The sequence below is a fragment of the Halobacillus massiliensis genome (assembly GCF_900166625.1).
GTDB classification, from domain to species: domain Bacteria; phylum Bacillota; class Bacilli; order Bacillales; family Halobacillaceae; genus Halobacillus_A; species Halobacillus_A massiliensis.
In genome coordinates this window covers 1,183,794-1,196,371 of record NZ_LT800499.1, presented here as the reverse complement: position 1 = coordinate 1,196,371, position 12,578 = coordinate 1,183,794, and the positions used below count along the sequence as shown (strand labels likewise).

The 12,578-nt window shown below is 41.0% G+C and carries 16 protein-coding genes; 11 read left to right on the top strand and 5 right to left on the bottom strand.

Annotated elements, in window-relative coordinates; all coding sequences use genetic code 11:
- Positions 1 to 57 precede the first annotated feature (57 nt).
- From B7E06_RS05975 to B7E06_RS05965, 3 genes are read left to right on the top strand one after another with little or no spacing between them, the layout of a single operon-like run.
- Positions 58 to 621 carry a helix-turn-helix domain-containing protein gene (locus B7E06_RS05975; RefSeq protein WP_082233124.1) on the top strand — a complete coding sequence of 188 codons (564 nt, stop codon included), beginning with the start codon at positions 58 to 60 and terminating at the stop codon, positions 619 to 621.
- Complete coding sequence (locus B7E06_RS05970; RefSeq protein WP_082232459.1) at positions 585 to 1,175, top strand: IS3 family transposase; 591 nt, start codon at positions 585 to 587, stop codon at positions 1,173 to 1,175. Before B7E06_RS05975 ends, B7E06_RS05970 begins: the two co-directional genes overlap by 37 nt.
- On the top strand, positions 1,102 to 1,440 hold the full coding sequence (locus B7E06_RS05965; protein WP_082232457.1) for an IS3 family transposase: 339 nt from the start codon (positions 1,102 to 1,104) through the stop codon (positions 1,438 to 1,440). Before B7E06_RS05970 ends, B7E06_RS05965 begins: the two co-directional genes overlap by 74 nt.
- Before the next feature lie 46 nt (positions 1,441 to 1,486).
- On the opposite strand, the gene B7E06_RS05960 is transcribed toward B7E06_RS05965, so the two are convergent.
- Together B7E06_RS05960 and B7E06_RS05955 are read right to left on the bottom strand one after the other, a co-directional pair.
- Positions 1,487 to 2,350 carry a pirin family protein gene (locus B7E06_RS05960; protein ID WP_082233123.1) on the bottom strand — a complete coding sequence of 288 codons (864 nt, stop codon included), beginning with the start codon at positions 2,348 to 2,350 and terminating at the stop codon, positions 1,487 to 1,489.
- On the bottom strand, positions 2,328 to 2,786 hold the full coding sequence (locus B7E06_RS05955) for a MarR family winged helix-turn-helix transcriptional regulator (RefSeq protein ID WP_082233122.1): 459 nt from the start codon (positions 2,784 to 2,786) through the stop codon (positions 2,328 to 2,330). Before B7E06_RS05955 ends, B7E06_RS05960 begins: the two co-directional genes overlap by 23 nt.
- Positions 2,787 to 3,050: 264 nt before the next feature.
- Between B7E06_RS05955 and B7E06_RS05950 the strand changes: the two genes are divergently transcribed.
- The 5 genes from B7E06_RS05950 (at position 3,051) to B7E06_RS05935 (ending at position 6,272) form a co-directional block, all read left to right on the top strand.
- The gene (locus tag B7E06_RS05950; protein ID WP_082233121.1) at positions 3,051 to 3,737 is read left to right on the top strand and encodes a Na-translocating system protein MpsC family protein; all 687 of its coding nucleotides are present in this window, start codon (positions 3,051 to 3,053) and stop codon (positions 3,735 to 3,737) included.
- Positions 3,738 to 3,894: 157 nt separating this feature from the next.
- Positions 3,895 to 4,056: a hypothetical protein gene (locus B7E06_RS21790; RefSeq protein ID WP_179133984.1), complete on the top strand. Its 162-nt coding sequence runs from the start codon at positions 3,895 to 3,897 to the stop codon at positions 4,054 to 4,056.
- A gap of 98 nt (positions 4,057 to 4,154) precedes the next feature.
- A complete protein-coding gene (locus B7E06_RS05945) occupies positions 4,155 to 4,652 on the top strand; it encodes an Lrp/AsnC family transcriptional regulator (protein WP_245807686.1) in 498 nt (165 codons plus the stop codon).
- Positions 4,649 to 5,815 carry an aminotransferase gene (locus B7E06_RS05940; protein WP_082233119.1) on the top strand — a complete coding sequence of 389 codons (1,167 nt, stop codon included), beginning with the start codon at positions 4,649 to 4,651 and terminating at the stop codon, positions 5,813 to 5,815. The genes B7E06_RS05945 and B7E06_RS05940 overlap by 4 nt, the downstream gene beginning before the upstream one ends.
- Before the next feature lie 223 nt (positions 5,816 to 6,038).
- The gene (locus B7E06_RS05935; RefSeq protein WP_143414462.1) at positions 6,039 to 6,272 is read left to right on the top strand and encodes a hypothetical protein; all 234 of its coding nucleotides are present in this window, start codon (positions 6,039 to 6,041) and stop codon (positions 6,270 to 6,272) included.
- A gap of 15 nt (positions 6,273 to 6,287) precedes the next feature.
- Here B7E06_RS05935 and B7E06_RS05930 read toward each other — a convergent pair whose 3' ends face one another.
- From B7E06_RS05930 to B7E06_RS05920, 3 genes are all read right to left on the bottom strand, one after another.
- On the bottom strand, positions 6,288 to 6,668 hold the full coding sequence (locus B7E06_RS05930) for a nuclear transport factor 2 family protein (protein ID WP_082233117.1): 381 nt from the start codon (positions 6,666 to 6,668) through the stop codon (positions 6,288 to 6,290).
- Between the two features lie 31 nt (positions 6,669 to 6,699).
- A complete protein-coding gene (locus tag B7E06_RS05925) occupies positions 6,700 to 7,230 on the bottom strand; it encodes a histidine phosphatase family protein (RefSeq protein ID WP_082233116.1) in 531 nt (176 codons plus the stop codon).
- A 225-nt stretch (positions 7,231 to 7,455) separates the two neighbouring features.
- Positions 7,456 to 8,004 carry a GNAT family N-acetyltransferase gene (locus B7E06_RS05920; protein WP_082233115.1) on the bottom strand — a complete coding sequence of 183 codons (549 nt, stop codon included), beginning with the start codon at positions 8,002 to 8,004 and terminating at the stop codon, positions 7,456 to 7,458.
- 299 nt (positions 8,005 to 8,303) lie between these two features.
- Here B7E06_RS05920 and B7E06_RS05915 point away from each other — a divergent pair, with 299 nt between their 5' ends.
- The 3 genes from B7E06_RS05915 to B7E06_RS05905 all read left to right on the top strand — a co-directional run bounded on the left by B7E06_RS05915 (position 8,304) and on the right by B7E06_RS05905 (position 12,575).
- Positions 8,304 to 8,606, top strand: coding sequence for a hypothetical protein (locus tag B7E06_RS05915; protein ID WP_082235928.1), 303 nt, complete (start codon positions 8,304 to 8,306; stop codon positions 8,604 to 8,606).
- 133 nt (positions 8,607 to 8,739) lie between these two features.
- Positions 8,740 to 10,632: a putative thiazole-containing bacteriocin maturation protein gene (locus B7E06_RS05910; RefSeq protein ID WP_082233114.1), complete on the top strand. Its 1,893-nt coding sequence runs from the start codon at positions 8,740 to 8,742 to the stop codon at positions 10,630 to 10,632.
- Positions 10,629 to 12,575: a TOMM precursor leader peptide-binding protein gene (locus tag B7E06_RS05905; RefSeq protein WP_082233113.1), complete on the top strand. Its 1,947-nt coding sequence runs from the start codon at positions 10,629 to 10,631 to the stop codon at positions 12,573 to 12,575. The genes B7E06_RS05910 and B7E06_RS05905 overlap by 4 nt, the downstream gene beginning before the upstream one ends.
- Positions 12,576 to 12,578: the final 3 nt, after the last annotated feature.

Sequence of the window (12,578 nt, the reverse complement as noted above, 5' to 3'; positions counted from 1 at the left end):
TCTTGGTAGTGCACCCCGGAAGTTAGAGTGAAAAATCTAACTTCCGGGGTGTTTTCTATGGCAAAGTATAGTAAGGAATTTAAATTGAAGGTGGTAAGGGAATATCTTCAAGGACATAAAGGATACGTTTTATTAGCTAAAAAGTACTCCATTCCTAGTGATGCTCAAATCTTACGTTGGGTTCGTGCTTATCAAGCATTTGGAGAAGAAGGGTTAAAAAGGAAGCATTCCAAACAAGTCCACCCTGTCCAATTCAAGATGGATGTATTAAACTTTAGGAAACAGACAGGAGCTTCTCTTCAGGAGACTGCGATTGCCTTCCAACTGAACAACCCTGCTTTAATTGCGAGCTGGGCCAACATATTTCAGAAGGAAGGGAGCGAGGGCCTCCGGGAAAAAGCGAAAGGACGGCCTTCTATGTCAAAAAAACCTAAGAAAAAGTTACCCAAAACAGAAAAAGCACCAACTCGGGAAGAACAATTGGAACGTGAAAATGAACTCCTACGTTTAGAGAATTCTTATCTAAAAAAGTTAAAAGCTTTTCAGGAGAATCCGGACGCCTATCTCGAAAAGCACAAGCAGCGCTGGTATTCGAACTCAAACAAGAAGGATTCAAAGTAAAAGACGCTTTACGAAGAGTGGACATTCCTGAAGCCACTTATCATTACCAGAAGAAGCAGTTACAGAAGGAAGATCCGAATAAAGAGTGGAAAGAAATAATTACGAAACTCTTTCATAAGCACAACGGGACATATGGCTATCGCCGCATTGCTTTCGAGCTTAGAAATCAGGGGTATAGGATCAACCATAAAAAAGTTCATCGGATCATGGGTGAGCTCGGATTGAAGTGTGAGAAATTCACTAGAAAATCCCGGTATAAATCGTACAAAGGTACAGTTGGGAAAGTGGCTCATAATCGATTAAAACGCAGGTTCCACACGCCAATACGGCTCCAAAAATTAGTCACAGATGTGACGGAATTCAAATGTGCAGGAAATGAGAAGCTTTATTTAAGCCCGATTATGGACTTATTTAATGGGGAAATTGTCTCTTTTGGAATTTCTAAACGACCAACCCTGGACCTTGTTTTAAAGCCGTTGAATGAAGCAGTGTCGAACGGAAGCCGAATACCGAACAACCATCCACTCCGATCAAGGCTGGCATTATCAACATAACACGTGGGTGAAAACCTTAAAGAAACATCAAATCTTTCAAAGTATGTCCAGAAAAGCAAACTGCGCAGATAACGCAGCGATGGAGAATTTTTTCGGGATTCTCAAACAGGAAATGTATTACGGAGAAGAACTGGTTTCTTATGAAGAGCTTAAAAGAAAACTTGAGGGATATGTGAACTACTATAATAATGAACGCATAAAAGCAAAATTGGCTGGTTTAAGTCCCATACAATACCGAACTCAAACCAGCCAATCAGCTGCATAATAAAAACTCTAACTTTCAGGGGGCACTACCCTTCCGCTTTTCTTTATTAAACGGCCGGAGGTCCGAATTTACCGCTCCGAAAATCGTCATACGCCTGTCGGATCTCTTCCATGGAATTCATTACAAACGGTCCATGCGGAACAATTTCTTCCTTAATCGGTTTCCCGGAATAAACTAAAACTTTCGTTCGCCTCTTATTAGCCCGGATTTTCAGTTCGCTTTCTCCTTCTCCTTCTTCAATAAACGATAAAGTCGCAACTCCATGCTTTTTTAAGCGGACTTCGTTTTCTCCCGCTTTTATATCACCGGCAAGGACGTACAGAAATGCATTATGGTTTTTGGGAGTATTAAGCGTAAACTCTGTACCTTCAGATAATGTTATTTCGCTAAGTGTAATAGGAACAAGTGAATTCATCGGCCCTTCCACGCCAGCCACTTTTCCAGAGAAGACTTTGAGAGAGCCTCCCTCAAACGGCACAACTGGAGCTTCTTCATTATATATATTTTGATAGATTGTTTCTGACTTCTTCTGCTCCTTTGGAAGATTCAGCCAAAGCTGCAGCGTATGAGCTACATCATCTTCCACGCCGTCTTCTGCATGACGTGCCGCCCAGCCAGCGTTCATATACTGGACATCCCCAGGCTCCAAAATATCGCGGCCGCCTCCATTATCAATGTGTTCTAACCGGCCGTCCACTACATAGGTTACTGTCTGAAAACCACGGTGCGGGTGATCGGGAAACGTTCCTTTTTTAAACCAGTCCTCTGCCATTAAGATAAAAGGATCAAAGTCACGCCAGCGATCTACAGATAACACCCAGCCTTTTTGTATTGCTGGGAATCCCATTTCATTATACTGCACATACCAATGATCTTTAATCTCTCTTTTATAACGCTTTTTTTCTGTCATTTATCTCTTCCTTTTCAAGATTTTGTACCATTTTTGTTAATATCCGATCAAGTTCTATTATTTCTTCTTCGGAAATCTTTTCTGTTACAGTCTTATTAAACGCTTCAGCCACAGGTATTACTTTATCTTTAAGCTTCACTCCACTATCAGTTAAATATAGCTGCAGACTCCTGCGATCTTCCTTCGAATAATTACGCCTTATAAAGCCTTTTTTTTCAAGGTTCGAAGCCATTCGAGCTATATTTGTCTTATCCTTCCCTAAAAGATCGGCAAGTTTATTTTGAGATAAGCCATCATTTTCCCACAGCAGCATCATAATTAGATTCTGTTCAGGTGCGAGATTATAAGGTTCTAGCTTAGATTTTATATAGCCGGTAAGCTTTAAATCTGTCTGATGTATTCTTATGCTTATATAATCCTGAAAGCCCAGATTCATGCAGTCTCTTCCTTTACTATAAAATAGTTGCTATAGCTACTATTTTAATAAGAGCTGTGACTTAAGGCAAAATTTCAGCTTGAACCAGCTTAATAAGAGTTTCTTCTACCCTACTTAAAACAGTATAAAAAGATGTTTCTCTGATAATTTATCCGGGAAAATAAATTTAAAATCATAAAAATATTTACATAAAATTCTAAAAATATTAAAATAAAATAGAGAGGAAGATTGAATGCTTCTTCTTTAAAAAGGATGTTTGATTTTATGGAAGTAAGAGAACAGCAAACGAAAATGGCTAACAATTTCGGGAAACTGCTGCGGGACAAATTTGGTAAAGGTCCTCAAGCTATTCATGTAACAATCAGCCCGCCATATGTACTTATATATTTAAGCGGTTTTGTCTCTGCGACTGAGCAAGTTCTCTTAGAGCAAGAACAGGAGCTAACCGTAAAAACAACCAGGGAATATGTAATGAAATCACTCGAGCCCGAAATTCTCGGACAGATTAAAGGTATTACAGATTTAGATATACAGCAGATTTACTATGATTGGAACCTTGCCAATCAAACGGGATGCATTGTCGGCGTCAGCTCTGAAAAACCGGAGCAGACAGACGATTATCCCGGTAAACAGGATGTGCATAAAGAGATTTCATGGGTTAGTGAACAGGCGGAAAAAGCTCCCGCACATGTTGACTCCCATATGGTGAGTTCCCGTGCCATAATTGTGATCCGCGAAGGTATCTTAGTGCCTATTGAAAAGCAGTTGATTTCTTTCGGTTTTGATGAAAATCTTCGAGTAGCTAAGCGGCAGCTGGAGGGTGAACTGCTCCTTAATAATACTCACTTTGCTGAGATATTTAAAACCGAAGTTCAAGATGTATTTGTGGACTGGGATTTTGCCCGTGATGATAGCGTAATTGCTTTTATATTAAAACCAAATAAAAAATGAACAGGCAGTAGTGAGCTGGACAAACTGTGTCAGACATAAGCCGAAAAGAACAGGGATCCCCTGTTCTTTTCGGCTTTTATTTTTTTAATAGAATAAAATCTCATACTCTCGTAAATAATGTGGGTGAATCGAACTTTTAGGGGGAAGAATTTTTCACATGATTACACATCTTGAAATGAAGCTTTTTTATAAAGAACTGAGAAGGTTGAAAGCTGACCTTAAAAAAGCTGAAGCAGACAATAACAATATTAAAGAGTTAATCACTAGCCATATCGAGTTAATCCAGTCTGCCATATCTGAAGCTAAAGTAAAGAGTTAACGGTAAACTCCTTCTCTTTTCCGTCCCAATGTTAAGTATTTAAATTTAACCCTTATACTGATAGAATGAGAGGCATAATAAAGAAGTGGGTGTTAGCAGTGAATGAAAAAGAAGTAGAATTGTTAAAACTAATCGAAAAAAATGCCAATCTAGAAGTGGAAAAAATCGCCAAATTAATGGGGATTAGTATAGAAGAAGTCAGGGAACTGATTGACGGTCTTGAAGAAAAGAAAGCCATTCTCGGCTACTCGACTCTGATAGACTGGGCCAAAGTATTAGATAAAGAAGACGTTACCGCTATGGTCGATGTAAAGGTAACGCCAGCCCGTGGTGTCGGCTTTGACAAAGTGGCCGAACGTATTTATCGTTTTCCGGAAGTGAATTCCGTGTATCTAATGTCCGGTTCCTACGACTTATCCGTTTCTGTAAAAGGAAAAACAATGATGGATATTGGAAACTTCATTTCCGAAAAATTATCTACCCTTGATTCGGTCATCTCTACAACCACACATTTTGTGTTGAAAAAGTATAAACACGACGGAATTATTCTGCATGACGATGACGACGATGATAAAAGAATTGTGGTATCCCCATGAAGCAAACATCTTTTATCTCTAAACAAGTCGCAAGTTTAAAGCCATCAGGCATCCGCCGCTTTTTTGACCTGGCGGCACAGATGGAAGATGTTATCTCTCTTGGAGTCGGCGAACCTGATTTCGTCACTCCATGGAATTTTATTGAACAAAGCTTTCACTCCTTAGAGCAAGGCTATACCTCTTATACAGAAAATGCCGGGATGCTTGAACTTAGAAAAGAGATCAGTACATATCTAGATAAAAATTATCAGTTGAGCTATGAAGCCGAAGACCAGGTAATTGTAACAGTCGGAGCAAGCCAGGCTATTGACCTTGCGCTTAGAGCCGTGGTGGAACCAGGAGATGAGGTCATCGTAGTCGAACCTGGTTTTGTCGCATATGTACCAACCGTAAGTCTGGCTGGAGGTGTACCCGTAACCATTCAAGCTCAGGCAGAAAATGAATTTAAAGTGACACCGGAGCAGATTGAACAAGCGGTTACGTCAAAAACTAAAGCTATTATCTTATGTAATCCGAATAACCCAACAGGCACTTTTTTAAACCGTCAGGAATTAGAGCAGCTTGCTGAAGTTATAGAGAAGCATAACCTTCTTGTTTTATCTGACGAAATATATGCAGAATTAACATATGACGAAAAGTATACAAGCTTTCCTTCCGTCAGCCGGATGAAAGAACGTACCATTTTAATCAGTGGATTTTCCAAAGCTTTTGCGATGACTGGCTGGCGTTTAGGCTATGCCGCAGGGCCTGAAGAAATTATCTCCGCAATGGTGAAGATTCACCAGTATACGATGATGTGCGCTCCGACGATGGCTCAGCATGCCGCGCTGGAAGCCATGAAAAATGGAAGACAAAGCGTGCAGGATATGTTTGAAAGCTATAAACAGAGAAGGAACTTTATCGTAAGCAGTCTTAATGAAATTGGATTAAACTGTCCCGTGCCGGGAGGGGCGTTTTATGCCTTTCCTTCCATAAAAGCAACAGGACTGACTTCCGGTGAATTTGCCGAACAACTGCTCCAGGAAGAACAAGTAGCTGTCGTACCTGGTAATGTCTTCGGCGAAAGCGGGGAAGGACACGTGCGCTGCTCTTATGCAACTTCCTTGAAGCAGCTGGATGAAGCCACGGAACGAATGAAGAGATTTGTTGAAAAACGAGTCTAAACGAGTAATGTCTCGCCCGCCATATAATTTGAAGCTCCATTTCAAATGGAGCTTCTTTTTTTGGGTCAATTAAAAGTCTTAATATTAAAATTAGAGCCTTTTTAATAGATTTGTGGACCAAATGTTTATTCAAGCTCTACTCTTCCAGCATAAAATATCATATCTTGGCAGGAAGAAAACAATTTTCTTCCTCTATCGAAAGGAGGAGAGAACGATAGGTTTATTGAAAAATGCTTATCTGGGAAGCAGTGATCATGAAGAATCCGCCAGAGAGCGAAGCAGTGGATTCGGAGATAGCGGCGGAGGTTTTGGTGATGCCAGGGACTGGTATGGAGATACTTGCGGCTGTGGATATGGTAATGCTTGCGACAGTCCGTGGCCATGGCAATTCGGCTGCCAGTCCTCAGCATGCTGCTTGATTTTGCTGATTCTAATATTATATTTACTATTTGATTAAGAGTTAAAAAAGCATCTATTTTGTATAGATGCTTTTTACTTCATGTTCTATCTCTGTAACAGTCCCCTGATGAAAAAACAACTGCCATTTGTTGTTCTGAAGCTTCCAAACAGAACTTCGCAGTGTGTTTCGGTTTAATGTATAGTTTTTTACTAGATATGTAGTTAAAACGGCTTCAGGTCCAAGGGGGTGAAGTTCAAAGTTGAACATCTCCAGCTCATGCAAAGTTACCCCTTCCTTCAGGCAATCCTCTTTAGTGATTATACCTCCCGAACTTCCAAACTCTAAAAAATCATCAGATAAAATCTCTCCCAAACGTTCCGAAGAGTTACGGTTTTCTATTTTTAAATGACTTTCCTCGAGTGCTTTAATTTTCTTAATGACTTCTTCTTTCACGGGTCAGCCTCCTCATTGTCTTTAGCCGCCTCTAATAGTAATTCTCTCTGGAAATTCCAAACCAATCTCCTCTTTTTTCAGCAATAACCATACCATACACGGGAAAAACAGGAAATTTCCACAATTCCTCAATCGGCCTTCTCTTTATCTGATTAAACAGCATACCGGCCACCAAATATTTCGCTATTATCAGGATGTTACCTGAAGTATGGATGGCTTTAATATCATTCAACAAAGAAGAAGTTCTTTTATATAAATCATAAAAATTCTCTAAACCCTCGAATTCAAAAAGATGAGGAGTCGTCATAAAAGAAGTACAAACTTCAGGATGTGTTTCCATTAACTTATCGATTTCTATCTTTTCTAACCCCTTTAATTGCATAGGTTTTAGCCGATCCTCAAAGTAAAGAGGTGTATTATTTTCTCCTTTAAAAACAGAGGCTATTTCTTGTGTGTTTAAATCTGAACTTGAATATATCGCATGAATATTTTCATTTCTCAAAACCTTTTCATAAGATTTTCTACCCCCGAAATCTATTGTTACTAAAAAAATTCTCAACATAGATTATGCACTCTTTCTTAATTTTATAGTTTTATATTTTCTCTATGTTCTTTTTCTTCCTCTCCAGCTATTACTCTGTATAAAACTATATCCATGGACGCTTTTTCCTACACAGCTAGTATACCAGTGATTATAACTTTTCATTTGAAAAGAACCAGAGTAAATGCCTTAAATTGTATAAATCCGTCTATTGTACTAAAAACCATTCCTCTTCATTGGAAATGGTTATTTCTTATGCTCCCACTCTCTAGCAAGAACGCTGTACAGAACCGTATCATGGAAATGATCATAAAGAAGTTCATCGTCTCTTATGACACCTTCTCTAGTCATGCCGATTCTTTCAGGAATACTGCGGCTTTTATAGTTCTCCACTCCACACTGAATCTCCACACGGTTAAGGCCATACTCAACAATGGCGCAATCGATTAAGCCTTGAACTGTTTTCGTCACAATCCCCCGGCCTTGATAATTGTCTGCAAGCCAGTATCCGATGCTTGTCTTCCTGTTGGACCAGTCGATTCCATGGAAACCTGCCATTCCTGTCAGCTTTCCCTTATAAAGAATGCCTGCTTGAAAACCATCGTTAGAGGCAAACTGTTTGAGCCACATTTCAATCACAGGTTCATAGTCTGCTTGCTTCTTCATGTTATCTACCCAGGGCAGCCACTCCCTTAAATAAGTTCGATGTTCGTCGACTAAAGAATAGATTTCTTTTGCATCCTTCTTCTCCAAAAGCTTCAATGAAATATCATCATCCACTCGCAGTGAAAACATTTAAACATTCCTCCCTTTTTTAAAGCTGTAGTCGAGAAATTGAACCCCTCTTTGCTTCATCTTCAATCGATTATTCTAAATCGCAGAACTTGTTCGGTCCCCCCTTCCTCTTAAATATAAATTTTCTGTGCTGCTTTTTCTATAAGCTGAGCATTATTTTTCCAAATTGCAATTTAAACTAGGTTTTCATCATTAGTAACAAAACCCAGACTCCCTTCATATTTTGTTGGAGAATGGGTTTCTTAACGAAAGTGAAAGAAGCTGAGCGTCTTTTTTATAACACAATGGAGGTTGAAAAAATGAATCAATTCCAAAATGAAATTCAAAATTTAGAGGTAGGAGAGTTTCAAACTCATAACATGGTCCCAAGTGAGCAAGCCGTAGTGTATGAAGACCAATCTCGCCTATTTCCAGGCATAGGGTTTGTCTGTTTTGGGTGTTTTCGCTGTGCCGGCTGCGCGGGCTGTGGCGGATGTGCGGGATGCGGCGGATGTGCCCGCTGTGCCGGGTGTGGCGGATGCGCGAGATGTGCGGGCTGTGCGGGTTGTGCTAGGTGCGGCGGCGGTTGCGGCGGTTGCGGCGGACGCTGTGGCGGTCGTTAATTACTAATTCAAACCTTAATTTTAGAAAGCCCTCTGATGCTTGATCTTCAGGGGGCTGCTTTATGTCCATACATATGGTACACAGGGATAAACATAGAATCGTTATAAGAAGTCTTCGGTAAGGAGGAAGGACATGTCGAATGTAAAACACTCTATGTGCTTAAAGGTAAAAAGGGGCACTTTTTTCATGCCCGAACCTAGTGGAAGTGTGTATTTCAGGAACAGCTCCGGTTCATTCCGGATGGAAGGAAGTACCGTATTTCAATGGGTGGAAAAACTTATGCCTATGTTTACTGGAGAGAATTCATTAGCCAGTCTCACGGATGGGCTGCCTCAGCCTTATAAGGACCGGATATACGCAATTTCAGATGCCCTATATACAAACGGATTTCTGCGTGATGTCAGCGGAGATCTGCCTCATACTTTACCAGAGTCTGTGCTGGAAAAATTCGCCTCTCAAATCGAGTACTTAGAAAGCTTTGGAGATTCAGCTGCCTTCCGCTTTCAAAAATATCGTGAAATAAAAACGTTAGCCATAGGGGAAGGTTCCATGCTTATTGGTCTGGTTTCTGCTCTGATCTCCTCCGGCGCCGCAAGCATACATGCACTGACGGCGGAAGACTGTATCCCCAGGTTAAGGGAATTAAAAGCGTCCGCAAAAAAAATGGATGCTGAAGTAATTATTAGTAGTTCGCCAATCGAAAATGGAGGATCGTGGCATGAAGTGATTGAAGACTTTGACGTTGTTTTTTACGTCTCTCAAGAAGGCAATGTTAAAGAGCTGCGAAACATTCTTGAAGTGTGTAAAGAAAAAGAAAAAATTTTTAATTCTGCGCTGTGCATTGGGGAGCGGGGACTTGCAGGACCGTTGGTAAGCCCGGATTCCAATAACTGCTGGGAGTCAGCATGGCGGAGCATTCACAATGACGTTATGAAAAGCCCTCACCAAAGCAGCAGCTATTCTTCTCCGGCCGGATCTATGCTTGCCAATATCCTTGTCTTTGAAGCGTTTAAAAAAATCACCGGAGTATCCGAAGCTCACACGAACAATCATCTATATCTTTTGAACTTGAAAACGTTAGAAGGTAAATGGCACCCTTTTAAGAACCATCCTCTTGTCTCAGGACAAATAACAGTAAAGAGAGTAAAAAACTTAAACACAATAGAATCAGAAATAAAAAACGAAGGTCAGTTTTTTTATTATTTCAGCCAGCTTACTTCCCGCCAGACAGGTATTTTCCACCATTGGGAAGAAGGAGAGCTTTCTCAACTGCCGCTTTCTCAATGTGAAGTTCAAGTAATCGATGTTCTATCAAATAAACTGCACCGTCCCCTTGTTATCGGAGCAATGACCCACGAGGAAGCAAGGAGGGAAGCTGGATTAAGAGGGATAGAGCAATACGTGCTTCCATTGAAAAATAAGCTATCAGATTCATTAGACGGTGAAATTGCTTCACTCCAGCTTGGAGCAGGAGAGACATTTTTAGAAGCTGCTGCCCGGGCTTTACAAAAGAGTATAGAAGCCAGGTGGCATCTTAAATCTCAGGAGTGGAACGGTCATGTTACGAAAATAGAATTCAATCGTGTAGAAGATCATGTCTGCCGCTATTATTTACAGGCCTTAGAAACAATGAAAATTCTGCCTGAGATCAGCTTAGGATACAACTCTGGGTTTCCTGTCGTTTGGATGAAAGACTTAAACAGTCAATGGTATGGGAAGGTCGGTTTCACCCTAACACTCGCTTTGAGAGAAGCACTGCTTACACTTCTCAAACAGGCACAAAACAGCACATCACCTGATCACGAAAGTCCTTTAGAGTTTGTCTTTCAGGATAAAGAAGTTGAGACTATTGATATTCCCGCCTATGAAACAAATGATTTGTCAGAATCTCTGCAAACTGCTTTAAGAATTTTACATCAAAACAGCCAGACGGCTACATTCTTTAAAATATCTCTTGAACCATTTGAAGAAGATGGAGTTGTCAGCATTTGCGGGGTGGATATTAAAGAGGAGGAGACAACGTGAGCTCAATTCTAACCATTATAGGAAAAGGCAGACTGGCAGATGCTGTGGCAGAAGCACTGTCTCCTCAATATGAGCTGCAAAGACTGCCGGAGCTGGAGGTGCCTCTGCCTGCTGGAACAAAATTTTTTCTCGTATTAGATGACTTCTGGAACCCAAAGAACCATCAACATGCTGAAAGAGTTTCCCGTGAATTTAAGATTGATTGGATGCGCGTTTTTTTATCCTTTGGAGAAGGGATTGTCGGCCCATGGGTTCAGCCAGACCGGGAAGGATGCTCCCAATGTGCAGATAGTCGTAAAATATTAGCAGCAGACGATCGATCAGATTTATGGAGGATTCAGCAGTCGTTAAAACAAAATGAGGAAAATATTAATGATGAGTGGCTCTCAGAAAGTCTTCTTATGCAGATGGTGCAGCTGATTCTTAATGAAGTACAGAAGGTATGGAAAGGGGAATCCTCACTATTAGAGGATCATATTTATAAAGTCAGCATGAAAACGTTAGCGTGTTCCCGGCATTATATTTTACCGGAGGCGACGTGTTCTGTGTGCAGCCATCTCCCTGAAGATTCAGCGGAGGCCGCCGTTATTTCTCTTCAGCCAAGTTTGAAAGTCAGTAAAAACAGTTACAGGTGCCGGTCAATGACAGACTTACGTTCTGCTCTATCAAAAGATTATCTGGACCCAAACACAGGAATGTTCAACAGCAGGATGAGCGACCTGCAGACATCATTCGCTGACGTCATCGTTAATCTGCCGTTATTTAATGGGAATGAAGGAACAGCGGGAAGAACTAATTGTTATGCAAGCAGTGAGATGACGGCGATGTTAGAAGGATTAGAACGATCCTGCGGCATTGATCCTAAAGGAAAAAAGACAGTCGTTTACGATTGTTATCGAAACCTGGACTGCGCACTTCACCCTTTAGATGTGGGCGTCCATTCGAAAGAACAGTATGCAAAACCGGACTTTCCATTTACTGCTTTTGATCCCGATAAAAAAATGAACTGGGTTTGGGGATATTCGCTGCAAAAAGAAGAACCCATCCTCGTTCCTGAACGGCTCGCTTACTACAGCATGGGCTGCGGGGACGGAATTATGTTTGAAACCTCTAATGGCTGCGCTTTAGGCGGCAGCCTGGAAGAAGCCATTTTCCATGGAATTATGGAAGTTTTAGAACGAGATTCTTTTCTCATGACTTGGTATGCAAGACTCAGCCTGCCCCCAATTGACCCTTATTCTTCCCATGATGAAGAACTCCACTTAATGATTGATCGTATGCGGGAAGAGGCGGGATACGATTTATTTTTATACAATGCAACAATGGAACATGGTATACCTTCAGTCGTGACCATTACGAAGAAGCGAGATCCACAGTCAGAAGGCCTTCACCTGATTTGCGCAGCCGGCGCTCACCTTGACCCCGTAAGAGCTGTGAAAAGCGCCATTTTTGAAAGTGTTGGGATGATCAGGCCATTAAACAAAGAATTTGAAAAAAACCGCAGCGATTACTTAAAAATGCTAGATCATTCTTCCCTTGTGAAAAAAATGGATGATCACGGTATGTTGTATGGTCTTCAGGAAGCGGAGGAACGTCTTCACTTTCTTTTGCGTCAGAATCGTCCAATGCAGAGTTTTGATGAGGGCTTTCCTTCTTCAGCCAGCAATCCTGATTTAACTGAAGACTTACGAAACATTTTACAAGTTTTACGTGAATTAAGTTTGGATGTTATCGTGATCGACCAGACCACACCTGAAATCAGCCGCAACGGATTACATTGTGTTAAGGTTCTTATTCCCGGCATGCTGCCGATGACATTTGGGCATCATCTTACTCGTGTGACAGGATTGAACAGAGTACTGACTGTGCCGAAAAGGCTCGGGTATACAAAACGCGACCTGAAGATTGACGAACTCAACCCGTTTCCACATCCATTTCCTTAAAGA

What these genes read in the sequence shown, in the direction of transcription:
- B7E06_RS05960 (WP_082233123.1), bottom strand. Translation starts at nt 2,350, where the DNA reads ATGACAGAAAAAAAGCGTTATAAAAGAGAGATTAAAGATCATTGGTAT.
- B7E06_RS05915 (WP_082235928.1), top strand. Translation starts at nt 8,304, where the DNA reads ATGAATCAATTCCAAAATGAAATTCAAAATTTAGAGGTAGGAGAGTTT.
- B7E06_RS05925 (WP_082233116.1), bottom strand. Translation starts at nt 7,230, where the DNA reads ATGTTGAGAATTTTTTTAGTAACAATAGATTTCGGGGGTAGAAAATCT.
- B7E06_RS05910 (WP_082233114.1), top strand. Translation starts at nt 8,740, where the DNA reads ATGTCGAATGTAAAACACTCTATGTGCTTAAAGGTAAAAAGGGGCACT.
- B7E06_RS05940 (WP_082233119.1), top strand. Translation starts at nt 4,649, where the DNA reads ATGAAGCAAACATCTTTTATCTCTAAACAAGTCGCAAGTTTAAAGCCA.
- B7E06_RS21790 (WP_179133984.1), top strand. Translation starts at nt 3,895, where the DNA reads ATGATTACACATCTTGAAATGAAGCTTTTTTATAAAGAACTGAGAAGG.
- B7E06_RS05920 (WP_082233115.1), bottom strand. Translation starts at nt 8,004, where the DNA reads ATGTTTTCACTGCGAGTGGATGATGATATTTCATTGAAGCTTTTGGAG.
- B7E06_RS05950 (WP_082233121.1), top strand. Translation starts at nt 3,051, where the DNA reads ATGGAAGTAAGAGAACAGCAAACGAAAATGGCTAACAATTTCGGGAAA.
- B7E06_RS05955 (WP_082233122.1), bottom strand. Translation starts at nt 2,786, where the DNA reads ATGAATCTGGGCTTTCAGGATTATATAAGCATAAGAATACATCAGACA.
- B7E06_RS05975 (WP_082233124.1), top strand. Translation starts at nt 58, where the DNA reads ATGGCAAAGTATAGTAAGGAATTTAAATTGAAGGTGGTAAGGGAATAT.
- B7E06_RS05965 (WP_082232457.1), top strand. Translation starts at nt 1,102, where the DNA reads ATGAAGCAGTGTCGAACGGAAGCCGAATACCGAACAACCATCCACTCC.